This window comes from Paenibacillus sp. FSL R5-0486 (genome assembly GCF_037975155.1).
Lineage (GTDB): Bacteria > Bacillota > Bacilli > Paenibacillales > Paenibacillaceae > Paenibacillus > Paenibacillus amylolyticus.
Map to the genome: position 1 here is coordinate 3,888,379 of NZ_CP150237.1, position 24,746 is coordinate 3,913,124.

A 24,746-nucleotide genomic window follows, 5' to 3' on the forward strand; every position below is an offset into this window, starting at 1 on the left:
GGTGCCAAATTTGCTCCGTTAATTAAAGACAAAGGACATAAATGCATGAAAGTAGGGTACTTTGTGTCAATTTGGTAGGGAACTTTGTGTCAATGTACGTAATTTTTGGTAGGAACTTCTTGGAACTGCTGTATGCATGTACAATATACATATGTACAAAATACGAGTTTTGTGAAACAGTACTAATGATTTAAAAGCTGTACAGTGATTTTTACCCCTGTACAGCAATTCTTTATAATCTTCGAGTTAATCCCAAACTACTTCTGTTCCTGCTACAAAGTCATGAATCGCACGTCGATCCTCACGCAAACCGACCATAAAAGCACTCACAATAACTCCGATACCCAAAGTTAATACGTACACAAGTCCAGCTACAACAACTCGCATCAGCATCGTACCAATTTTTGGCGGTTCGTGTGTATCGTATTGGCGGATTCGAATTCCACATATACGTTTGCCTATGGTTCGACCATACCAGTAAACTGGTAATAAAATTGAGTATAACGCACTAAGCAGTTTGGCAATCGGCTCATCCGTATCAAAGTTGCCCGTCAGCACACCTGCAATAATCACTAACGGAATTGAAATAATAAGACTATCCAATACACCTGCTCCTAATCTAATCCAAAAACCTGCTTTATACAAAATGCTTTCCTCCAAACTACAATTTTAAACTAAACGGCTAATTTACTTCATGAACTCCCTTCATTAAAATATCTAACTTTATGTACACAACTCAAATAGTATAACAGAAAATTTTACCTTTTTACGATAAAACTCCTATTTCATTTTAATTGCATCCTTTGTGAAATTTATAACAAACTATCGAATTAACTTACTGCTGTACATGTTCACTATTTACTCTTACATAATCCTTTCTAAATATTGTATTTGGCCTCTGAGCCCCCAATGAAAACACCATAATAATTATGTAAACCAAGAAGGCTACTCAACATTTGTTAAGTAGCCTTCTGTTCGTTCTGCATCTGCCCTCTTCGCCAAATCTTATTCTCCACAATGGCATAAACTAACCCCGCGATGGCAAATATCCATATCGATGTCATTCGGTTCAGATAGTATCCTTTCACGAAATATGGACTGTACATGAGATCAAAAACCCACAGCCCGCCCCATCCAAACCCAATCATATAGATGAAAGTTCTCACCATAGGAAAGCATACATATTTCCGCAGCAGCCATGAGATCGGGCTAATAATAACAACATAAAAAGCGACTAAATAGTGACCGAATCCCAGGATAAGCGAAAGAATATATATTACTCCCCCTGCATTGCGTAAGCCGTAATACTCTGTCGTTGTAATATGGTACCCTTCAACCCTTTCAAGAACGAGATATGCAGTCAAGCTTATACCTATAAATATAAGTCCTAATACCATGTACCGTTGAACCGCGTTCACCAACATCAGATCACCCCAATGTCTAAACGCAGCCAGAACCACTCAAGTTACATGATTTCGAACAAATTGCACAATTGCACAATTACACAATTAACATAGGCGTTATTAGGTTCTGTTAAATGTTAGATTTAATCTATCGTTTCAATTGCTCTAATCCAACGACTACTTCTGACCTTCCAGAATCATTGTACCCAAACGGTCCATAAGCTCCATTCTCCCCATCGCTGTGTACGAATAATTGTAATTATCGACATTAGAGATTTTATAGATCTTGCCATTCTTCACTGCGTTCATGTTATTCCACACCTTACTATCGACCATCTTGTTCTCACTATTCTCCATCAATAACAGACGATCCGGATTAACGGTAGCCAGAGCCTCCAGTGCGATCTGTTTACCGCCCCAGCCCTCTGGATCAGGGATCCCCTCTGTGCGCTTCAGGCCCCATTCACCGTATAACATCTCAGCTGCCCCTTTATTGGAATAGATGACCAGGTTGTTTGGATATGTCTCAATTACGGCAAAGGATTCACCATGTACAGCCGCCTCCAGCTTTTGTTTCCACTCTGCAGATTTCGCATCATACTTGGCCAGATATTCATCTTTCTTGCTTTCTTCTCCAAACGTATCTGCCAAGAATGTCAGACGTTCTCTCCAATCATAGTAGGAGTATGGCAATGCAATTGTAGGTGCAATTTTGGATAAAGTTTCATACTGATCCGTGTTAAAATCCTTCCCCAAGATGATCAGATCCGGATTGGCACCCGCTATAGCTTCAATACTGAACGGGAAACCATACCAGCCCAGATTAACGGTATCTGCACTCAGCTGATCCTTAATGGTTGGAGTGATTTCCTCCGGGTTACCGTAATCCGCACTCATCGTGGCCACAGGTGTTTTCCCAATAATCAGTAACTCTTCTGTAGAGCCGGATAGATCAACAATGCGCTCTGGATTCAAAGGGATCGTAATCTCTTCTCCATTTGGGTTGGTAATCAATTTGGTCGTTGCTTGTGCAGTCCCCTCTGAGGAGCTGGCCACTTCACTGGTGGTCTGGGTCGTTCCACAGGCCGCCAAGGTGAGCATACAGCATAGTGCAATCCATACAGGAATTCGTTTAAACATCGTCGTCACTCTCCTTTTATGTCAGTTCAAGAGCTACATCAGGCTTATTTACTTCATTAATCTCATCGAACTCATGATCTGTTCACTTTTACATGCCAGCCTTCCGCATCCTGTTGTAATTGCCATAGACGAGCGTAGATGCCTGAGTGATCTAACAAATGCGCATGCGTTCCTTGCTCTACGAGCTGACCTTGGTCCAATACAAGGATCTGATCGGCATTCTGAATGGTCTTTAGTCGGTGTGCAATCAAAATAACCGTCTTGTCCGCGACTAGCTCATTAATCGCTTGCTGCACGGCGGCTTCGTTCTCCGGATCAAGTGAAGCTGTAGCTTCATCGAGCAATACGATTGATACATTTTTCAACAAAGCACGTGCAATGGAGACACGTTGCTTCTCCCCACCAGATAACGTCGATCCACCCTCGCCAATGAGCGTATCGTACCCTTGAGGCAGACTGGAGATAAACTCATGACAACAAGCTCTGCGTGCTGCTTCCTCAATCTCGAATTGCGAAGCGTCTTTCTTTCCTACACGAATGTTGTTGCCAATCGTATCCTGAAACAGATACACGTCCTGGAAGACCACAGAGATATCCTGCAACAGCTTCTCGGGGTCCATCTGATCAACGGGTCTGCCACCAATGCGAATGGTGCCTTGCTGTACATCCCAGAAGCGGGCAATGAGACGTGTGACTGTACTCTTACCACTACCGGATGGGCCAACCAAGGCAGTAATGGTATGCGGCTCAATCGTAAAGGACAAGTCTTTCAAGACCGGCTGCCGGTCATCATATCCAAAGGTCACCTGGTCGAATGAAATCGCCTGATTGGGCTGTACATCTCCCGTTCCTGCCATCGGGGCCTCCTGCTGCACATCCATAATGCGTCTTGCACTATATGCAGAGTACCGCATCTCCCCATAGCTCATCAGTACAACCGTTAACGGTTCGAATACCTTTGTACCTACCAGTAAAAATAACAGAAATACCGGTAAGGACAACTCACCACCTGCAAGCAAATAACTGCCCACCAGAATCATCCACGTCATCCCCGATCGTGCGAGCAACATCGCGCCCATGATCATCGGTCCCATGATACCTTCCAACCGAATGGAAGCTGATTTCAATTCGTCAAAAGAACGACGCAGCCGTTCAAAACGTTTGCCCCCCATATTGTGGGCCTTAATCTCACGAATACCGCTCAGATACTCCTGAAGTCGACTGGCGGCTTCGTTTTTGGCTCGAACATGGTTCTCACTCAGTCGTGCCTGAATGGAATCCGTAAGCCATAACAGAGCCACACCTAAGGGAACCGCAACAAACATGGCTACGGCCATTCTCCAATCCACCAACAGAAGTCCGCCAAAAGCAAGTACCGGAAGCACAATCGCGCTGATCAGCTGCGACAGATTGTGAGAGATCGTATGCTCAACCTGACCATAATCACTCAGGATCAGATTCGTCAGATCGCCAGGATCACGTTTTCCGAAGAATCCTAGCGACAGATGGCGAATATGTTCGGCCAGCTTTAACCTTCCTGAGGCCGCGAGGCTGTATGCTGCCCGATAGGTCTTGTCATAGAGCGAAGCATAAGCTACATACTCCACCAGAAGCCAGGCAAACAGGATGCAGCATACAACCCACATTCGGTTGATATCCAGTCCTTTGTCTGGTTCAGCGAAAGACTTATAGATCGTATTGAATATATCCACAAGCAGCGCCGCAGGAACAATCTTTGCAATCCCGTCCAGAATCGCTGCAATTACCGAAGGTAGCAGACTACGCGGGTTACCCCCAGATATATTGTATAAATAATTCTTCATCGTCCTGCACCTCCAAGCTTCCAGGAAGCCGCACTGATATGGGCCTGCCACATATGCTCATATACTCCGCCTAATGCACGCAATTGATCATGTGTCCCACGCTCAGCAATTGTCCCTTGCCGGATCACAAGAATTTGCTCTGCTGCACGAATCGTTGTTAGACGATGAGCAATAATCAGTACCGTTTTGTCTTGAACCAATTGGGCCAGACCTTGCTGTATCTTGTGCTCATTCTCTGCATCCGCGTAGGCCGTCGCTTCATCCAAGACCAGAATGGGAGCATTTTTAAGCAGTGCTCGTGCAATTGCAATTCGCTGTGCTTCACCGCCAGATAGATACGTACCGCCTTCTCCGATTTTGGTGTCATATCCGGCATCCAGTTTCTCAATGAATTCATGACAGCAAGCAGTTTGAGCCGCAGCTATAACGTCCTGTCGTGAAGCTGATGTATTGCCCATCCGAATATTTTCTTCAATTGTATCGTAGAACAGATGTACATCCTGAAATACAAAGGACACGGTATCCATCAGTTTCTCCGTACCCATCTCCTGAATCGGAATTCCACCAATCGTAATCTCACCTTCCTGCACATCCCAGAAACGAAGCAATAGATTCGCAATGGTTGACTTCCCCCCACCAGAAGGTCCGACAAGTGCGGTCATCTCTCCTGCGTTGGCTACAAAATCAACCTGATCAAGTACAGGTTTATATGCTTCGCTCTCCTTACGTTCATAAGCAAAAGATACCTGACGAAAGGCAACCTCATATGTATCCGGAACTTTGGGCAACTCAGGTTCTTGTACAACCGGCTCGGCAAACACCGATTCTATCCGTTTCTGTCCTTCCACAATCTCTCGCATCCCACTACCCAGATACATTAACTTCAATAACGGAGCAGATAGACTCGGGGTAATGATTAGAAACAGAATAAACGTGATCGCAAACGACTGATTGCCTGCATTTCCACTCGACAGCAGAATACCCACCGGAACGATGAAGGTAAATAACGAGATCATGATTACAAAAAACAGCCCGTAGGATGTTTTACACAAATCAGTTATTTTCAACGAAATATCCCGGTACCGCGTCACCGCCTGTTTAAACGTTAGAAACGAATCAGCTGTAATGCCAAATACTTTCACCGCCGGCATACCTCTCACGTATTCAACACCCGTCGCATTCATCTCTTCGATGGCAAGTTGAAAATCACGATAAGCCTGACGGCCTTTTTCGCTGCGGAAAAGGCGACTTTGGAGCCAGAACCCGATTCCAATCGGAACCAAAAGCGTCAGCGCCATGCGATAATCGAGCCAGAACAGATATCCCAAGAGCATCAGTGGAATAACGATCGCACTTACCAGATCCGGCAACTGATGAGCGATAAACTTCTCAATTTTCTCCACACTGACTTCGATGATCTTCTTCAGCTCACCGGTTGCCGTCCGGGTGTGATACCCCATGGGTACTTTGGCAACATGTTCCGCAAGTCTCACTCTGAGCTGGTACAAAATGTTGAACGCAGCAATGTGTGAGCACATCCCCCCGATATAGAGCGCAACAAGCCCTGCAATGAGGGCTACGAATGCGACGATCCCCCAATAGATCAACAGATCTTTGTCCATGGCAGAGGGTTGCCCCGCATGCGTTAGCAGTTCCTCGACGATCTTATACACTCCGACAAAAGGAACAATCTGCAACAGACTCGACAGGGTCGAGAAGATACTTGCTGTAATCAGCAGACCTTTGCGCTCCTTCGTTACTTGCATTAGTCCCGACACTTCAGATGTGTTGTTCATCTCACCCCTCCTGATATTAATAATCATTCTCAATATAGCTCAGTGCTATATACGCACATTAATATCTCATAGAGCCCTGAATGATCACTACCTCTTCACGGAGCAATACTACCTCATCACGGATTATTGTTGTCTCACAGCATCTTATAAGCCCTATTGGACATATGACCTCGTCGCGTAACTTGAGAATGACTGGTGAAGTATTTACATTCTCGCCAAGCAAAAGAAGTGTTGTTGGAGAAAGTTTTCGTTTTTTACTTGTATAGATAAATATGACTTCTTTGATCTGTAACTCCCGTAATATTTTCCATTTAGTATGGATAAATATGTGAAGGAGTTCTGAAGGAGTTACTTACATCATTTAACTGTCGCCTATTGAATTCAACTGTTAGTATGTTATATTATATTTTAACATGTTATAACATACAAAAGGAGTGATGTAATGCAATCGCCAGTATTAACTATTGGAGAACGGTTAAAAGAAATACGAGCAACTAGAAATCTTACACTTGAAGATGTTTCTAAACTTACTGATGTAAGTAAGCCTATGCTTGGACAGATTGAAAGAGGACAGTCTTCACCAACGATTACAACTCTTTGGAAAATCGCAGTGGGCTTAAAAGTTCCTTTATCTTTATTATTGGAAGAGCTAGAAGATGAGTGCAATGTGGTTGATACACGGTCCAAAGACGCTATCATTGAAAATGATGGAAAAATGAGAGCATTTCCTGTTTTTCCTTTTGACCCTACCCGTAACGTTGAAATATTCTATATCGAATTTGATCCTGGATGTCACCATCCATCTGAAAGGCACCTTGATGGTGTGGAAGAATATATTTTTGTGGTACAAGGTATGTTAGAGCTGGTAGTCAACACAAAAAAAATTGTTCTAAAAGAAAATCAAGCACTCCGCTTTCGTGCTAATGTTTTTCATTCCTATAACAATCCCTATCAAGAACCATGTGTCATTTACAACATGATTTTTTACCCAAGAACATAGGCAAGTTTCATCTATGATCTTCTAGAAAATATTTTAAAATGAGGTGTGATGATTATGGCAATTGAAAAAGTAAAAGATTTTTTTAAACAATATGGTATGGATTCTGAAATTATCGAATTTGAAGTATCTAGTGCAACCGTGGATTTGGCTGCAACTGCATTAGGTTGTGAGCCAGAGAGAATCGCAAAAACACTTTCTTTTATGGTGAATGGACAAGCGGTTTTAGTAGTTGCTGCCGGGGATGCAAAAGTGGATAACAAAAAATTCAAAGAGTATTTCAAAACAAAAGCAAAAATGCTTTCTCCTGATGAAGCCATGGATATGGTTGGTCATGCCATTGGAGGTGTTTGCCCATTTGCTATTAAAAATGATGTTTCTGTTTATCTAGACATATCTTTAAAACGTTTTGAGACAATCTATCCAGCTTGCGGGAGTAGCAATAGTGCTATTGAACTTACAATAGAACAATTAGAAAAATACTCTAGTTATTCAGAGTGGATTGATGTATGTAAAGGATGGAATGATTGATTTATAGTAGTTCTATATGGGGTAGCGCCAACATTTTGACTGTTTTATACGCTAAGTATCAGCGGACATTTGCTTAAAGCAGAAAAATCCGCTGTCTTTGCGCCTTAACGTCCTTAGCGTATATTTTCGTTAAAATGTTGGCTGTACCCTCAATCAACTATGAAAAGCTTTCCAGAACGAACCTTCTGTATTAATGATATCCTTGATCTGGACAAAAGGAATCGTAAACGTTGGAAACCCTGCCGCATAGGGAGCGATGTCATATGGATTAAAGTAGAGATGCAGAGCATCCGATGTGACAAAAAACGGCTGATCCGCACTAATCCCCGTATAGGTGTCCGGAAACACATACGAGTATTGAGGATCATTTTTGATCTGATCCCCCACAATCTGGCTTAACACTTTTACGTAGTCACTATTCGGTTTAAATAAATCCCTCAACTCATACAACTGGCCATTCGTCAGATTAATGATCGCATAGATCATCGTAGGCATACCATGCGCTGCACCCGCCGGGTAGTTATAACCTGTGAGTTGCAGTTGTAGCAATTGCTGCTGATAAAACGTAACATCAAAATCACCTGTATACGTATAATCCAGCTGCTGATCGGCAGGGATCGGTTTAACTTGGGAGAGTTGCTTCAACTTGGCATTCAGCGCAATTTGCTCCGCTTGGTTCGTTAATCCCTCCACCTGCGGATAATATACGAGATAGTCCCTGTTCGGCTTATATTTCTCTTCGCGTACACGGTACGGCGGATGAAGTGGAACGATTGTATTTTGCCGCCAGATGATCTGTCCGGCCCGGTTCACATAAGATAAGCGCTGGTCTACATAGGCCTTAATCAGATCTGGTGCCACGACCTCCAGCGTACCCGAACCTTCTACATGTGGATACCCAGCGGCAGGTCTTCCACTCAGATCCAGCAGATAGGTTTGTCTGCCATCCGATGCGGAAGCAAGACCGTTTTTGTAATTGCCTACTTCGCGATATAGGAACTCCGTAAGTCTTCTGCCATTGGTATCTGCAATCGCGTATACAGAGCCAATATACGGCTGCTCCGGATTAATTGCTTGCCCTAGCGCATAACGATGCTCGCCTAGTTCGCGGATGTCATTATAGGCAGGTTGAATGATAAACGATCCCTCCGTATTAATAACACCGTAGATCGATTTGTAGTCCTCTGCTGTATTAACAATCGCTTGCCCGTTGTTAAAAGGAAATGCCGATGAAAATTTGGGCTGAATACGAATATTACCCCGTTCGTCGATGTACCCATATTTGCCCGAGGCCTCTTTTTGAAAAGCAAGCAGTCCATCCCCTAGTGGTCCCACATAGGCATATGGATACGTTGCGAGCCGATGTCCATTGCGATTAATGAGCGCATATTCATTGTCCTTGATCTGCACAACCGCTTTGCCATCTTGAAAATCGTTCGCAGAAGCGAACTGTGCAGGTATCACCTCATTGCCCGACGCATCCAAATAACCATACCGACTCACCGATCCATCTGCCTGACCAGGATTAGAATCGTAAAATAACGCTCGGCCGTCATTCATATTTGAAATATACGGGTACGCCCGTTTGGTCAGGACTGTACCTTGTTCATTAATCATCTTAAATCCTTGAGAATCAATTGTTATCGCCCGTTCTTCGGAAAAGGAATTGATGGAATCGTATACAGGTTGAACGACATACTGCCCCTGAAGGTTAATTACGCCGGCACGACCACCCTTCACAACCACAGCCAATCCATTGGGTTGGAACTCTTGCGCGTCATCCAGAACCGGCTCAAGCCGAATGTGGCCTTGGGCATCCATGTACCCCCAACGCGTCCCACTCGTGGTTCGAACGGAGACTGGATATAACCATGTCGCTACCCGGTTATGGCTTATAGGGACCATCGCCTGCTTAATTTTCTTTTCCAGCTCTTGTAGTACCTCTCTGGAAGGATACGCTTCCGGGAAACTGAGTGCCTTCTGAACTGAAGCGAGAGCTGCCGGATACTGGCCCGCGTGATACTGAGCATCCGCAAGGTAATACCAGTAAAAGATATAATCAGGATATTGCTGGGTTAGTTGCTCGTAATATTGCACCACTTTGGGATAATAGGTTGCATATACGTCCGGTGCAGGAACCCATTTCCCATTCTGCCATCGGATAATCTCCACACGATAGGCTTCACCTGTGTCATGTATCCAGAGTGCAATCTCCACTTTCCCATCTCGGCCATGCGGACCAGGCATATCTATAATCTCTGCATAGCTATAGTATAGATCGTCAGGCGCCAGATCTTTGAGCCCTGATTCCGTCCACTCATATACGGCAAGCTTAGACCATATAGAACCAATCCGCCAACCGATAATAAGATTGTTCCTTGCCGTTGAAGTTACAGGGGCTGCAGTCATTAAAGTCACCCCATACCCCAATCCCTTAATTAGTGCCATCTTGATCCAATGTCCTTGAACAAATTTCAGAATGAGCAAATACAGCTCACCATTCAACTGATAGACTGCAGCAATCTCCGGCATACCGTCACCGGTAAGATCTGCCGCATAGATCGCTGGATGTTGAACAGGTTTATCAATAGTGACGACCGTTGCACCAGCCGGAATATGTTGATTCACAATTTGCGTTAACAGCGGTTCGCTCATGGACATCTCAGTTTCCTCCCTTATGACCGCATTCGCCTAATGGTATGCGTCATAAATCGGGATATGACATGTAATTCATTTTATATAAGTTGAACTAAAGAATATTCACACTTACCACTCCGATGACAGAACAACCTTCTGATTGCACTTATCCCCTGATTCTTTGATTCACTTTTTATATTATCTATCTTGCAAAGTTACTTTCTCTCCATTGATTAGCAGGTAGCTCACATCATTCACCGGAATGGTCTTAGGTGATATCCACTTAATGAGATCCTGATCCAGCTGGAGGAAACCGGATTCGCCAGTCAACTTTGTACCATCCTTCAGGTGCACTTCAATACTCAGATCCTCCATCCGAATCATACTCAGTGCCTCACCTGTAAGTGTGACACCAACCGGAGAAAGAGTAACATTTGCCTGTAAGCCTCCATTTGTATCAAGCTGGATGTTTCCTGTTTTACTCAAAGCATTTTGACTCAAGTTAAAGGTCGTTTTCCAATTTCCCTGCACAACTTCACTTATGCTCGTAAAGCTGCCTTGAATTCTCAGCTTATCTAAATTGTCAACAGCAGACAGATCATACACATACTCCTCATAATCTCCTCCATACCCAACCCCACCTTTCATATAATGTCCATAGCTAACGGAATATTCAGGTATATCGAGTTTTTGACCTTGCTCATCCGTGAAGTAGAAATATCCATGATTATACTCGCCTATCTCATTATTCGGATTAATCTGAATGTGTAACTTGCCCTCCACAAAACCTATATTGGAAATATGCATCCAATCAATACCCACAACGGGGACATTCGTTACATCCTGATGCAGTACGGGAATTGGATCGGTTTCCAATTGAATATCGGTTGTACCTCCCAAGCCACTTATACGATCTCGCTCCAGGATTTCATAACTATTGATTTGCTTTTCTTGTAGCAACTTCTCCCAGTCCACTTGTACGTTGTAACCATCTTGTCGAGATGCACCTGACATCAGCGTATTGATCTGAACGGTAATCCGATTTTTGCTGACTTTTCCTTGAATGAGTAATCGGACAATAGCCGTTTTGTTCGCATCATCATAATGAATAATCTGAGCGTTGTTTGCATTACCTCCGGTTACTCTGTAATCATATACATCCAGTGTATCGTCAATGCGATGACCCGTCAGATCCGATAATGAAACATAGATTTCCGTTGTATCTCCGTCCCTGACAGCACCTATAACCTCCATTCGAATCCCTTGATCTTCACTCACCTGATGAACAGGTTGAAGAATGCCAATCCGATCTGCACCTAGAAAATGAAGAACAGTAGACAGATCAATGATGCCCACCGATGCAGCTGCCCCTGTAACAAGACATAACGATAACGCAGCGGTTACAGGAATATAGATGGCTTTGCGATACCTTTTTCTTTTATTCATGGACTTCTTGGTCTGTGCGGATGGAGCGGATGGATATAATATAGGTGGATAAAATGATGAATCTGATCTCGTAACGGTTGGTGGTTCATTCATCGCCAATTTATCATAGAACAACTTTTTAATATTAAAGAGGTTCTGCTCAGTGAATTCTTTTTCGGATTCTTGCATTGGATCGCCTCCTTTATTTCCTGTTCATCCACCATGTCCTCAATCGTTGCCTGGAGCGATAAAGCTTGTTATGGACTTGCCTAACGTGTAGGGACAATGCTTCCGATATCTCATGGGGTCTCTGTCCTTCGTAAAACCGACGTTTCATAATCTCCCGTTCCGGTTCTGGAAAAGATTCAATCATTTGATTAAGTTCCGTATATGTCTCTTTACTGATCATCTGAACCAACAAATCATCCGTTTGCACCGAATGAATCTCCTCTTCATATGTAAGCTCAGTTCTTCGATTAAGTTTCCGGTAGCGATCAATCGCTTTATGTTTTATGATTGTTGCAAGGTAATTTTTCAAGCTACTTCGCCCAGATTGGAATGCATCCGGATTCTGCCAAAAAGCAAAAAATGTATCTGCTACGCATTCTTCAATCTCTTCTGTCGATGCATGATGTAGGATGGAATGAGCAATCTTCCATAACAAACCTGCGTAGTGGTTCATCACCCATTCCATGGCTTCAGGATCACGATTCGCTACTGCCTTCCGTATCTGTTCTTCTTCCACGATTACATGTACCCTCCCTTCCATGCTAATATGATCACGAATACTCGTGTTGATCTGTGCTTCGTACCTATATTCGTTTGGCAAATGACTTTTACTTACTCCACGATAAAAAAAGATTTGCAGTGGCCTTGTAGCCTTCTGCAAATCTTCTATATTCTATAATACATCTTATTTACTACATCATATCGCTTCATGTGCCTTCGCTTCGATTACTAACCAATATCACGCCTCTTCTTGCACACTGAGCTGTACATATTGGGTAAGACGACAATACTGAGATAACAGCAGCTCTTCATCCCCTTGTCCAAGAGCCACGCTACGCCCTTCCTTGATGAGGTGATTCAACAACTCATCAAGGAAACTCATCTGCAACCGCAAGGATTCCGCTGCGAGCTGCTCAAGTACCTCAATATCCCGGATCGTAAACTGGGATAACCCACGCAGGAGCAACTCTTCCGACCAGCCGTTAATTCTCTGCATGAACTGATTATATTCTTCCAAGTCTGCCCATCCTCCCATTACCGATATCCAGTTTCAGACTGAGCACCGTTTTGCCCTTCAGGAAACTGATTGGGCTAATCCGTTTTGGTTCCACACGCACAAAGGCATAGAAGTGTTCAAGCGATTGGGAACCATATCCTGACTCCAGTCTTTGGATCATCGCCTGCCAGTCAGATGAATACGGGAGAGTGAGTGCCAGTCTTTCCCCTTCGGTATTCTCAACCGTCAGGACAAGCTCCTGCGTTTGTTTGACAAAGTTATGGTCCACGATTCGAGCAACTTTGATTACAGCCAATCGTTCTTTGGGAGCAGCAAACAAGTCGAACGACCGCGATTCCTCTTGAAGTACAGTCGTTACATCTTGCATGGTTTTGCCCAGATTCAACGTTTCCACACCCGTTCGTGGCAAAATCGCAAGCTTGGCACCTTCCCCGGAAGAGATCCGGCGTTCTTCATTCACTTTAACTGAATGGAATTGAACTTCTTCACCGACGAACTGGCGAAAGGTCAGATTAGGCAGCCATGGTGTGAATGCACCATAATGCTCTGTATACGAGAACTGCTGATCATCATAATATACAGCGCGTACATCGCTATAGGTGTAGATTTCCTCATCATCGAAACAATAGAAATAATAGGTGATTCCACGGAAACCGGATCGTGTCTCCCACGCATCAGCTCCCAGTCCATACAGGTGAAGTGAAGGAACCGTATAGTATTTACTTCGAAAACTGCCAATGAGCTGACTCTGCTGAATGACAGATACCTTTTCTTCTTCAAGAACCTGGAGCGCAAGATACAGATTGCTCACCCGATCCAACATGGATTGCATGGAGAAACGTATATGTCTGTTGAAAAACAACTGTAGTTCTCCTTGAATCCCTCGTAAACTGCGTTCTATGTCAGGCAGGTTGCCACTATGAGCAGCGATTGCCAATGTCTCCAGTTGTGCCATATAGGACTGAGGAAGGCGGGCCAGTCCCGTCTTCAACAATCCTGCCAGCATAACCCGACATTCCTGCACTGTCTGAAGAGAGAACTTGGCCTCGTACACCCGTCCACTTAATGCATCCGTATCATCCAGACCTTTAAAGTTCCGGTACCGTAACAAAGCTTCAAGCTTGGCCATTTTCCCGGCTGTCTGCTTCACCTTACATAGTGCTTTTGCAAGATTCGGTTCCTCCGTAAAAGACACCTCGATATTCTGGGTGGTCAGATGAACCGTAAGAAGTGAATCTTCAATGATCTTAATTTCCTCTGGGTATCTCAGTCGGAAAACAACTTCCTCAATCATGGAAGAACTATACGATTTAATTAACATGGGAAGGTCAGACTCCGTTATCCAGCGGAAGCGAGACTCGATCTCACGTGACACCGTATGCGGAATTTCGCTTGGATCATCCACATTTGATACTAAGTTTGATGCTGATTCTGTTACTGATACGTTTTTTGGTACGTCCAACGGATCATTATCCGATATCCCTGAGTCCTTATCCAGCGCATGCTTCTCGTCTGCATTCATTGAATCCTCTGCCGTATATTCCCGTTGATCATACAGAATTGCAATAAGCACATGCTTGCAGATATGATCGGCTGGGCAGGAGCATTCCCAATGATCCAGCGTATTTTCAAGCCTACATTGTGTCCCGTCACTGAGCTGACAACTCACAGATGATGCATTCCATGTGTACGTTACACTTACACCATTGTCCAACTCTTTCAAAGACCTTTTGTACAACCCCTTGTTGGCATACCGAATCAAATAATCCTCCGTACACTGCTTCGAAAAAATCCGGAATTTTTCCTTGAATCCATTCACGTCATCAACGCCCCGTTGCTCTCAGAATGTCGTAGATCGTTTCACTGAACACGCGACCTGGAACGTTGCCTAGAGCAATGGGTTTGTTGTCACCATAGTAATAATATTGCTTGTTATTCGGTTTGAAGAAATGAAGGGATTCCAGGGTAATGTCATCCAATCCCTCGTAATACGTGATGCTCGTACCGCTGAATTGCAATTCTGCAACAAGATCTCCGTACTCTTTATAAAATTCATGATACCAGCCGCCGTCCTGTGCCGGTCCTTTGATCCAACCGTATTTCTCCAGTGCTTTGGGGAAAGCCGTTGGTGAAAAATCAGACTCGGGCAGATGATCGTACTCATTCTTCGTTTTATCCTCATCTTCTGGCTGGTGAATCTCACGATTCAATTGCTCGAATGGCTGCTTGATCTCGTAATCCTCCAACTGCGTTGTCCAACCTTCAAGCGTTGCCTGATCCAGTTCCAACGGGTGTATAAGTCCCACTTGCGCATCCGAAGGCAGATCGACCTCATCTTCATCCACAGAATTGAAGGTGCCGTCCTCCATATATCGGAAGGTGCTGATCAGAGCGCCATCCTCATACGTTCCCCAGATCAGACCAACAGCAAATTTTTGCATGATTACATTTTGTACAAACAATGCTTTCCACTCATCGGCAGACCACAGACGTTGCTTGGACAATGACTCTTCCAGACGCTGCGCCTGAATGTTAACCATGGATTTGAGATCTTTTTTCAGCTGTGTGAAACGTGCCTTGGACTGCGCTGCCAATTCAGGATCATCTTTCTGTGCAGGAGCAGGCAGACTCTTCACGGATTTGCCCGTTTCTTCATTTAAGACAACGACTTGTAAGTCTCCATTGACCTTAACCAGGAAGGATCGCTCTCCGTAACTCAGCTGCATGGTTCCTTTTTCATCAAAACCAAGTGTGGTGACCAGCCGATCCTCCAGTTGTTCCGAGGTAAGTCCCATATTATCGGCTGCAAGTTGCAATGCTTCTTCTGCTGCACCTTTCACCTGACGGTTCTTCACGCCACGTTTGATCTTGTCAATCGCCATAAGAGCGGATGGATCTTTCAGATAAGCGAGCACTTTCACAGCATCTGCTGCAATCGCGCCGCGGCTGTTTTCTGTCCATTCCTTAATTTGCGGAGCTAAAATATTTACAATCTGAATATCGCCAAAGAGTGCTGATACATACATCACCCATTTCTCTTTTGCAGGAGCACCTTCCTGAATCCAGACCTGAAGCAATTCACTTGCAAAACGAGCGAGCGATGCCTCACTTACGTAATCTCGTAATTCATTCAACCGTTCATTAGGACCGGATGTATGATCCAATGATTGGACCAAAGCATACTGTTTAATCCGGTCATCTAAAGGCTGATTGTCTTCAATACGTATCAGTGAAGGGAGATCTTTCAAGGACAACCAGCTCAGTCTCGACAACTTTTTGGCATCCGCCTGATCAGCGAGTGCAGCATGGGCATACTCTGGACTTAGATCTGCGGTATCCAGCAGAATTTGGATCAAGCTCTTCCAATCGTCGGACTTCTCTTTCTTCAAAAGTTCACCGTACAGTTCCTTGCTGTTTTCCAGACTGCGGATTGCAGTCAGAGCCATTTCTTTGATCGCCACTTTTTTCTCCGAGAGGTATATGAGCGTATACAAGTCCTGATCAGGAATTCGGTTGAATTCCGCTAACGCCACGCCGTTGGCCTTTTTGGAAGAATCCTGCAATCCGGCACGAATCGCATCGGCCAATATTTTCTTCGATAACTCATCACGCTGTTCAAAGGTAATCTCCAGAATTAAAATGCGTGTATCTGTTGGCAGTTTCTTGTACTGTGTCAGTGCATAGTCCAGATTCTGCTCAATGATTCGACGGTATTCGTCATGCGGCATCGATTTGTATCTGTAGTCGGTCATGCCATTAAGTGAGATCAGGCTGGTTAGCAATTTCTCACGTTGCACCTCAGGGTCTTGCCCGTAACGTTGAAGCAGCTGCTCTCCACTAAAAGCGTATGAATTGTACATGTCCGAGATAATATCCAGTGTCCAATCGGGATGAGTAGTCAGGATTGCAAACCTGCGCATCGCCTCCGAATCCAAGGGCAGAAAACTAATACTAATGAGGTTGTGAACACGCTTCTTATCCCGATTCAGTTGATTAAACAACCCGCGACTATTTGGGTCCTCCCAATATTCCTCGAGGGTGTTTTCCCCACTTAAGTATCTTGCAATCGCAAGTCCTTGACGTCCCCCGTCCAAAGGATGCCGAAGAGCGTTAAATACCGCTTGCTCCAGTGACCCCTCCGCATTAGGCAATGTCAATCCTTGATCCTCCATGAATTTCTGAATGCAGAGTTTGAGGAATGGCGGTTTGATAATCTCGTATGCTCGAATCGCTTGTTCAGGACGATTCGCGATCGCTGATTGTAACATGTTCCAAGATACCGTGTACGAATTAAGCTCGTCCCGCAACATTTCAACCAACTGATAAGGTTCATCCAGAGGCACAAGTCCAGCAAGCAGATCATTTGGACTCTTGGCTCTAGGGTCCATACTCAGCAAGTAACGGCGAACTTCAAGTGGATAAATCTCATGTAATTGATGTACTGTGTGAAGCAAAACATGCCCAATCTCACTATTTGTATCAAGGAACCGTTGTTTACCTCCACTAATGTTAATCAGGTACAACAAGGCACCACTCACAAGTACCATAGTTTGATGGAATACTGTGTTTGAACATTGCTCTTTTGAAGAGAAAGACGTATTGGGATACAGTTCAGCTATGAGCTGACTACGCTTCTCCTTGAGGAATTCATCCTTCAATTCTTGGGAAGATCCGTTATGCTTTCCTTGAATATTACTGACCACTACAGGTTCAATCAACGTATGTAACTCGTCCCGCAACTTATCTGCATCATTAGCCATTACATGTTGAAACAACACTGGTAACGATTGAACAGAAGATTGAACCTCTGCAAGATGAGAAGCCTTGTCACTGAGTCTTGAATATAATTGCAGCAGCATTAAAGCATTAATTACATCCCGGTAGTCCCCTTGACTGTCCGCTTTTTTGGAATCAAAAAGCCACTGGGCACGCTTTAATTTACTCTTTAATTCAGTCAAAATTTCGTTCTCGCCTGCAAACTGTTTGATCTTCTCCAACCGGGACAACAATCCATCCATGCGATCAGCGCTTTTGCTCTTCCCGCTTAATCCGTAAGCTTCGGAATCATTTCCCATACAGACAGTAAAGGCATCCGTTCTCCATGAATTTCTTTTGGAATAATTGGATTCCAGATATATCACAATAGCCCCGGCACGGTAAAAGATATCTCCATCGTCTTTTTTGGCAAGCTTCATGAGCAGATCAATCGTTTGATACACATAATGACTCGAATTTCCCAACATATCCGGGAACTTGTCTGTCGTTCCCAAGACGTAATCAATAATTTCGGAGCTTCGATCTGTTTTTAATGAGTACTCGTTTGAACAGGTTACTGCGAATTTCTCAACCAAAGTTTCAACTGCGCGGTCTGCGGTAAGCATTACACATTCCTCCTTGAATTTAAGTGATGATCTCGCCAATCCAATCCGCGAGTTCGTTAGGCGTAATTGCTGCTACATGTGCCCCCATATTGGTTAATGTCTGTGCTGCATGTTTGTTATAGACTGAATCCCCGTTAAAATCGAGTGCGGTGAGAACCAGTAGCTTGCATCCTGCATCGATAATATCTTTACAGGCTTTATACATTTGCGCGATCGGGTACCCTTCCTCCAGATCACTGACCAGAATAAAGATGGTTTTGCCTGGATTATCGATTAACGTCTCGCCATATCGCAACGCTTTCGTAATATGTGTCCCCCCACCGAGCTGTACATTCATGAGCACGTCTACGGGGTCTTCCAGTCTATCGCTCAGATCAACAACCTGCGTATCAAATATGAATAATTTCGTGCGAAGCGCATTCAAGCGGTAGAAGATGCTGGCCATCACCGAACTGTAGATGACTGAATCCAGCATACTGCCACTCTCGTCCACACCAATGATGATGTTCCACTTGTTATGGGGCTGGATATTCCCGTCGAAATATAGACGATCAATTACAAACCTGCGCTTGTTTTTATCGTAATTCTTCAAATTCTTGGTGATAGTTCGCTTGAAATTCAGATTGCGCAAAGATCGTACTGAACTCGAGGTATAGCGACTGCGCTTGCCCATGATACTCGCTCGGGTCTGAGATTCCAGCTTACTACGCAGCTCTTCAACCACGGTTCGCACGATATCCTTGGCGCTCTTTAACACCTCACCTTTCATCCGTCCTTTGAACTGCATAATGTTCTTGAGCAGATTCATGTTGGGTTCAAGGGATTCAAGCAACTTTTTGTCCGTTAACAATTCTGTCAGCCCATAACGATCAAGCGCCTGTTTTTCCAATATTTCGACCGTTGGTTTGGGGAATAGATCCCTGACCTTGTGCAGCCATTTCGGTACAGTCAGGTTAGACGCACCGCGTCCTCCCTCTTTTCGATAACCTTGTTCTTCACCGTATTCACGGTTATAGAGATACCCCAGAATCTCATCGATTTCCGTATATTGAAATTCAGCAGAAGTGTATTGGTCTGTATTACACAACCCTTCTTCCGCCGATTCACCGAGAACCAGACGCCATCGATTTAAAGTTTCAGCAGAATGTTGATCCCCTCGTTTGCTTCCATCCGGATTGGAACTTTCATTGATTTCTCCGGTTCCTTCCGTTGTCCGATTCGCTTCATTCATATTAGCTTCCATGCAGCAAACTCCTTTCGAAGCGCTTCATCCCACGTCTTGGACTGAATCAGCATCTGTTCATCGACCGCAGGCCTCAACATCTCCTCTGGTTCAACCTGATGCAGACTCGCCACCCGCTCCGCAATCAAGCCCGTCTCCATTGGTGTAAAGTAGGTGAATGCCAGCCTTAATTCCGGTACCATACTGATGAAGTCGTCGTAGGATAACTGTTCAATCAAATAATTCAACTCGGACAACAGCTGATCTTCATATAAAAAAGCGTCACGTGCTACAGTGAATACTCCCTGTAAAAAAAGTGCCGTTTGACGAGTCTGATCCGGTGTACCATGGATATACCCGCGAGCACGATCAACAATCTCATCCCTGGGCCTGTCACCGAGCCCTGAGGAAATAGCCACACACACACCCTCCAGCTGAGCCGGAAGCTGGTGATCAGACAGAAGCTCATTCAGGTGAATTCGGAATGTCTCATCCTGAAAATTCTCCTCTGATGACTCCGCGAGCATGGCTAGCAGCTTCAATCCCTGAATAATAGCTTCATGTTCATCCGGATTGGCTCTGGAGAGCTGTAGCAACTTGTCTACGGCATTCCTATAAGCTTCGGATACCAGGTCAGGGAGATGTTGCTCGTCAGATAATCCCAGCAACCTGCGGTGTTGATGAATTCGGTTCAAGACATGCAGACTGTTACATAAGGATAGAAAATTCCCGTCCGTTCTCAGCGCTGAACGGACCTGTTCATAAAGTTTCATCGCAGTGTCCTGAAGTCCCATGAGCAGCGCTTGAAGCATGAGTCGGGCAAGTTCACCGCTATGATGATCCGGTACTTCCTGCATCTGTTCTTCCATTTTGCGTGTAGCGGCCCCGGCAAGTGTTCCACCATAGAGAGAGTTCTCTATCAATCTGGCTTCAATGCGAGATGAGTACATATAAACCCAGGTTTCGCGAACAAGATTCATATCACGCTCTGCGATCCAGTCCGGCCCCGATTGCCGTTTCGCGAATTCCGGAACCAGATAGGTGATGCATTGAATCAATTGGCTTATCTGACGATGCTCCGGTTTCGCATACAGATCCAGCACTTTCTTGTGTTGACCTGTTGTACGAATCTGCAGTTTGTACTCTGTACAACGAGCCTTGAAGTCCTCCACGATGGGAATACTGAATGAATTGGGAGCCACACTTCCAATGACGTCTCCTGTCAATAACTGCTGCAGCTCTTGCAACGGTTTATCAGTCGCCAAGGTAAGCTCCCCCTTCACAAAGGAAGAGAGTGCTGCATCCATCAACTCATAGACGCCGCCTTCCCTTTTACCACGAAGCCCGGCAAGACCTTGAATCATACTGTATGCCTCAATTGCATCACTCGTTGATACATGCTCGTGTCCATCCCGTAATTGGCGCATCAGCCGAGATAACAAGTCCAGAGCCGTTAGATTATACGGTGTACTCTTTTTGCGAAGCAGCTGGTTCCAGATCTGATCGTAATAATTTACATAAGGCATGCCGCTCGCATATCCATTGAGCCGATCCGCTTCAGCAAAGGTATAGACCATTGGGTACATTTGTTGGTGAACCGTATCTGGATTAACCTCACTTTGTTGAGACGTTCCTGGTTTACCTTGTCCATCCAAACGTTGGTCTGTATGCCGTTTATCCATTTCTGGCTGTTCCAATTGGGATTCATGTTTCTCTGACATCAACAGTCCATACGTATGAAATCCACCGGTAATGACAAGCACACGGTCATGCTCCTGCACCGCTTGATTAATACGTTGTCTCATATGTGCTTCTCTTGCCAGATCACCTGAAGACTGTAATCGTTCCGTGGAATAACACATTCGGGATAAGGTACAATACGTGAATACATCCTGCACGAATGCCTGAGTGGATTTCTCCAGACCGCCAATTTCAAACACCTTTTCCCACAATTCATCAAAACTGCGGCAGTTTGTTTTTTGGCATAATCGGTTAATGAAATCAGACCCCGCAAGCAAGGTTTCGTCCTGAATGGAGATCTCCTTTTGTTCTGTCTGGCCGGATTTGGATGCACGAGTGGAGAAGTGGTGATAGTCCAGGTCAATAAACTTCGCCGGAATATCCAGCCGTTTTGCTTCTTTCAAAGCTACATATTCAGGCGAATAACGAAGCATCGGATAATAGCAAGCTTCTCTCTCCAATTCACTCTCATAGGTATAGTACAGACTGACAGGAGGTATCGTTGCCTCATCACTCAGCACCGAAATTAATGGATTACCGCTCTCCGGTCCTTCGATCAGAATAATATCCGGTTTGTAGTCCCCGATTAATCGTAACAAGTGATATGAACATGCAGGGCTATGGTGTCGTATTGGATAATAAACCGTATGATTACTCAGGTTATATACCTGGGACTCGAACAAGGATTGTAACTGCTCAACATCAGGGTCCAGAACTGCTGTTAACCGATCCATTTTCTCTCCTCATAATAGTCCTTCCACATTCCCTCTTCTCTGGAACGCTCTTTTACGACCTTGGAGAAGTAGGTTTTGAGAATGGACAGATCCTTGTCGTTTTCCTTCGCAATGGTGCCCAGCATGTTCTGCACCAACCGATCCAGTGCAATAGCTTTATCTTCGTAATAATAGGAAGTCATCGCACTCTGGACATAGACAGACACTGCTTCCGCCGTACTCATGGATGCTTGAGGGGTATCGAGCTTGTATCCTTCCCGTGTCATGCCGGTGCGCAGTTCCATAAATGTTGTAGCCAGCAATTCAACCACATCAGGGTTAATGTCAATATCAATTCCACTATGTAATAACAGGCTTCGTGCCTGGGATTCAATAATTTTGGCTTCCATCTTCACGTTATAAATGGGCTTGATTGTTTCAAAATTGAAGCGACGTTTCAATGCACCACTCATTTCGTTAACACCTTTATCCCGAATATTGGCTGTAGCAATGACGTTAAATCCTGGTTGGGCAAACAGTACACCACCGTCCAGTTCAGGAATGCTCATAACCTTGTCACTGAGAATACTGATCAGACTATCCTGCGCTTCAGCCGGACAACGTGTAATCTCTTCAAAACGGGTAAGAATACCTTTCTTCATGCCGTTATATAACGGTGATGGCACAAGTGCCGCTTCCGAAGGGCCTTTATCAAGCAGCATGGCGTAATTCCATGAATATTTGATCATATCTTCTGTTGTGCCTGCTGTACCTTGAATCGTGTTTAGACTGGTACCGGAGATCGCTGCGGTCAGCAGTTCGCTAAGCATGGTCTTGGCTGTCCCGGGTTCTCCCACGAGCATTAATCCTCGATTGCCTGCCAGAGTAACCACTGCACGTTCAATTAACACGTCATTTCCATAGAATTTGCGGGTAATCGTGATCTCTTCTCCATTTAATAACGCAGGCTTATCCCTGCCAATAATAAAATCGCGCACATAGGCGGGAGATAACAGCCAGTTCGGGGGACGTTTCCCCTGATCTTCCTCTCGTAGCGCACGTAATTCAACCTCGTATAATGTCTCGGCGGGTGGTTTAAGCATCTCCATCGTCAAGGTGTCTCCTCTCACGTAAACAGATCGTATGTTCTTATTCCTATCATTTTATCACAGCACTCCAGCAACTACCCGGTAAAACGATAAAAATGGTTGAAACGTCCTTCTTATCAGCACTTCTTCTAAGTCCATGGACATAGCCTCTAGCGCAAATATGAAGGTGAAATATCCTTACAGCCGTGCCAACACACTGGTTTCGGATCAGAATCAGCATGCTTATTACCCATTTAAAAGCATTGTAGGCCATATGACCTTAGGAATCATTACACTTTCGATCATGTGTTTCAACCAAATGAAGCCCATTATTACAAAGAAGACACAGGCCATCAGCATCCTGTGTCTTCTTATATGTTCAATTTTCACCCAATATCTATGAATTTTGATCGAAACAACCAATCTCTTAGAAGTTCCTACTTACATTCTACGCCCGCATGAGGCGGAATACAGCTCGTACCACTCATAACGGGTAAGTTCAATATTCGTTGCATCACGACAGGCCAGAATACGTTCTGGTCGAATCGAACCAATGACAGGTTGAATCCCTGCTGGATGCTTCATTAACCAAGCCAGTACAATAGAATCCGGTGTAACTCCACGCTCCTTAGCCATTCGATCAACTAATTGAGCCGTATGCTCAAGTTCAGGACGCTGTCCCTCAACTACCCTGCCAGTAAATCGCCCCTGAGCAAGGGGACCCCAAGCTTGCAGTTGAATATGCTCTGCCTGACAATATTCCATCGTGCCATAGGGAAATACGTTGTCCCTCGCTTGCGGCCGATTAACTGTCACACCGGCTTCTACGAAGCCGATTTTATCCAGACTCATCTCCAGCTGGTTCACAATCAGAGGTACTTTACTATGAAGCTGAAGAAGACGAATCTGTTCAGAACCCATGTTGGACACTCCAAAATGGCGCACTCTACCGGAATGATGCAGCTCAGCCAGTGCTTCTCCAATCTCTTGCGGATGGGCAAGTGGATCAGGACGATGTAACAGCAAAATATCCAGATAATCGATTCCGAGCCGTTCCAGGATACCGTCCACACTCGCCAGGATATGTGCACCTGAGGTGTCATAACGCTGCGGTCCTTCATCATCACCCACAAGACGTATACCACACTTCGACTGTATAATGATCTGTTCACGCAAGCCGGGAGTTTCAGATAAAACTCTCCCCAAGACATGCTCTGCCTTACCACGTGTGTAAATATCCGCTAGGTCAAAGTGATTAATGCCTATTTCGATAGCTGCTTCTACAGCTCGATGACCTTCTACGACAAGATCTGAAGTAATGGGGAGCCCATCCCATTCACCCCCAAACCGCATACAGCCAAGAACCATTCGACTTGCCGGAATCTGGTGGTGATGCAAAGGAAGTTGTGCGTAAGACATGTCAGCGTTCACCTCATTTTCATTTTTACCAAGCATAATAACCGATTCTCTCTACCATGTCTTCTTCCATCTTCCTCTATTTTCCTGCTCTATCATCCATATGAAGAAAAAACAAGGTTTCAAAAGCTTGTGTATTGAATATATAGAGGGTGCAGGTATTATGCAGGAATATGAGAGGAGATTTT

General features: G+C 44.7%; 16 protein-coding genes. 2 read left to right on the forward strand and 14 right to left on the reverse strand.

Features of this window, described 5'->3' with window-relative positions; all coding sequences use genetic code 11:
* Window positions 1–246: 246 nt before the first annotated feature.
* The 4 genes from MKY01_RS17235 to MKY01_RS17250 all read right to left on the reverse strand — a co-directional run bounded on the left by MKY01_RS17235 (window position 247) and on the right by MKY01_RS17250 (window position 6,162).
* On the reverse strand, window positions 247–645 hold the full coding sequence (locus MKY01_RS17235; RefSeq protein WP_081746009.1) for an RDD family protein: 399 nt from the start codon (window positions 643–645) through the stop codon (window positions 247–249).
* A gap of 935 nt (window positions 646–1,580) precedes the next feature.
* Window positions 1,581–2,543, reverse strand: a complete 963-nt coding sequence (locus MKY01_RS17240; RefSeq protein ID WP_339282810.1) for an ABC transporter substrate-binding protein — start codon at window positions 2,541–2,543, stop codon at window positions 1,581–1,583.
* 71 nt (window positions 2,544–2,614) lie between these two features.
* Window positions 2,615–4,366 (reverse strand): ABC transporter ATP-binding protein, encoded by a 1,752-nt coding sequence (locus MKY01_RS17245; RefSeq protein ID WP_339282813.1) that lies wholly within the window; start codon window positions 4,364–4,366, stop codon window positions 2,615–2,617.
* A complete protein-coding gene (locus MKY01_RS17250; RefSeq protein WP_339282815.1) occupies window positions 4,363–6,162 on the reverse strand; it encodes an ABC transporter ATP-binding protein in 1,800 nt (599 codons plus the stop codon). The genes MKY01_RS17245 and MKY01_RS17250 overlap by 4 nt, the downstream gene beginning before the upstream one ends.
* 442 nt (window positions 6,163–6,604) lie before the next feature.
* Between MKY01_RS17250 and MKY01_RS17255 the strand changes: the two genes are divergently transcribed.
* Both MKY01_RS17255 and MKY01_RS17260 read left to right on the forward strand, forming a co-directional pair.
* Complete coding sequence (locus MKY01_RS17255) at window positions 6,605–7,162, forward strand: XRE family transcriptional regulator (protein WP_282321193.1); 558 nt, start codon at window positions 6,605–6,607, stop codon at window positions 7,160–7,162.
* A 54-nt stretch (window positions 7,163–7,216) separates the two neighbouring features.
* Entirely contained in the window at window positions 7,217–7,690 is a 474-nt protein-coding gene (locus tag MKY01_RS17260; protein WP_339282817.1) for a YbaK/EbsC family protein, read from the forward strand.
* A 153-nt stretch (window positions 7,691–7,843) separates the two neighbouring features.
* On the opposite strand, the gene MKY01_RS17265 is transcribed toward MKY01_RS17260, so the two are convergent.
* The 10 genes from MKY01_RS17265 to MKY01_RS17310 form a co-directional block, all read right to left on the reverse strand.
* Window positions 7,844–10,351 carry a WG repeat-containing protein gene (locus tag MKY01_RS17265; RefSeq protein ID WP_339282819.1) on the reverse strand — a complete coding sequence of 836 codons (2,508 nt, stop codon included), beginning with the start codon at window positions 10,349–10,351 and terminating at the stop codon, window positions 7,844–7,846.
* A 174-nt stretch (window positions 10,352–10,525) separates the two neighbouring features.
* Window positions 10,526–11,941 (reverse strand): hypothetical protein, encoded by a 1,416-nt coding sequence (locus MKY01_RS17270; RefSeq protein ID WP_282321191.1) that lies wholly within the window; start codon window positions 11,939–11,941, stop codon window positions 10,526–10,528.
* A gap of 13 nt (window positions 11,942–11,954) precedes the next feature.
* The gene (locus MKY01_RS17275) at window positions 11,955–12,497 is read right to left on the reverse strand and encodes a sigma-70 family RNA polymerase sigma factor (RefSeq protein ID WP_282321190.1); all 543 of its coding nucleotides are present in this window, start codon (window positions 12,495–12,497) and stop codon (window positions 11,955–11,957) included.
* A gap of 222 nt (window positions 12,498–12,719) precedes the next feature.
* On the reverse strand, window positions 12,720–12,998 hold the full coding sequence (locus MKY01_RS17280) for a hypothetical protein (protein ID WP_282321189.1): 279 nt from the start codon (window positions 12,996–12,998) through the stop codon (window positions 12,720–12,722).
* On the reverse strand, window positions 12,985–14,817 hold the full coding sequence (locus MKY01_RS17285) for a hypothetical protein (RefSeq protein WP_282321188.1): 1,833 nt from the start codon (window positions 14,815–14,817) through the stop codon (window positions 12,985–12,987). Before MKY01_RS17285 ends, MKY01_RS17280 begins: the two co-directional genes overlap by 14 nt.
* A 4-nt stretch (window positions 14,818–14,821) precedes the next feature.
* Window positions 14,822–18,379, reverse strand: coding sequence for a DUF4132 domain-containing protein (locus tag MKY01_RS17290; protein WP_282321187.1), 3,558 nt, complete (start codon window positions 18,377–18,379; stop codon window positions 14,822–14,824).
* Between the two features lie 19 nt (window positions 18,380–18,398).
* The gene (locus MKY01_RS17295; protein WP_255319861.1) at window positions 18,399–19,622 is read right to left on the reverse strand and encodes a VWA domain-containing protein; all 1,224 of its coding nucleotides are present in this window, start codon (window positions 19,620–19,622) and stop codon (window positions 18,399–18,401) included.
* A complete protein-coding gene (locus MKY01_RS17300) occupies window positions 19,607–22,075 on the reverse strand; it encodes a DUF5682 family protein (protein WP_282321186.1) in 2,469 nt (822 codons plus the stop codon). The genes MKY01_RS17295 and MKY01_RS17300 overlap by 16 nt, the downstream gene beginning before the upstream one ends.
* Window positions 22,063–23,163 (reverse strand): AAA family ATPase, encoded by a 1,101-nt coding sequence (locus MKY01_RS17305; RefSeq protein ID WP_282321185.1) that lies wholly within the window; start codon window positions 23,161–23,163, stop codon window positions 22,063–22,065. Before MKY01_RS17305 ends, MKY01_RS17300 begins: the two co-directional genes overlap by 13 nt.
* 420 nt (window positions 23,164–23,583) lie before the next feature.
* Window positions 23,584–24,561, reverse strand: a complete 978-nt coding sequence (locus MKY01_RS17310; protein ID WP_282322159.1) for an aldo/keto reductase — start codon at window positions 24,559–24,561, stop codon at window positions 23,584–23,586.
* Window positions 24,562–24,746: the final 185 nt, after the last annotated feature.